Below are 632 nucleotides of genomic sequence, written 5' to 3' on the forward strand. Positions count from 1 at the left end.
GTTGGTACTATCGGCCACGTTGACCACGGTAAAACAACTCTAACTGCAGCTATCTGTACTACTCTTGCTAAAGTTTACGGCGGTGTAGCTAAAGACTTCGCATCTATCGATAACGCTCCAGAAGAGCGTGAGCGCGGTATCACAATCGCAACTTCTCACGTTGAGTACGACACTCCAACTCGTCACTACGCACACGTTGACTGTCCAGGACACGCGGACTACGTTAAAAACATGATCACTGGTGCTGCACAGATGGACGGTGGTATCCTAGTTGTTGCTGCGACAGATGGCCCAATGCCACAAACTCGTGAGCACATCCTACTAGGCCGTCAGGTTGGTATCCCATACATCATCGTATTCATGAACAAATGTGACATGGTTGACGATGAAGAGCTACTAGAACTAGTAGAAATGGAAGTTCGTGAACTTCTATCTGAATACGATTTCCCAGGTGATGACCTACCAGTTATCCAAGGTTCTGCACTAGGCGCACTAAACGGCGAAGAGCAGTGGGAAGCGAAAATCGTTGAACTAGCTGAAGCTCTAGATACTTACATCCCTGAGCCAGAGCGTGCGGTAGATCAGCCATTCCTAATGCCTATCGAAGACGTATTCTCAATCCAAGGTCGTGG

The 632-nt window shown here is 48.1% G+C and carries 1 protein-coding gene; it reads left to right on the plus strand.

Going from position 1 to position 632, the window contains the following annotated elements; translation table 11 throughout:
* Positions 1-632 (plus strand): GTP-binding protein (locus tag NDJ01_RS16675; RefSeq protein WP_258587018.1); only part of this gene is annotated, 632 nt, incomplete at both ends.

The organism is Vibrio sp. HS-50-1, from assembly GCF_024747315.1.
GTDB lineage: Bacteria > Pseudomonadota > Gammaproteobacteria > Enterobacterales > Vibrionaceae > Vibrio > Vibrio diabolicus.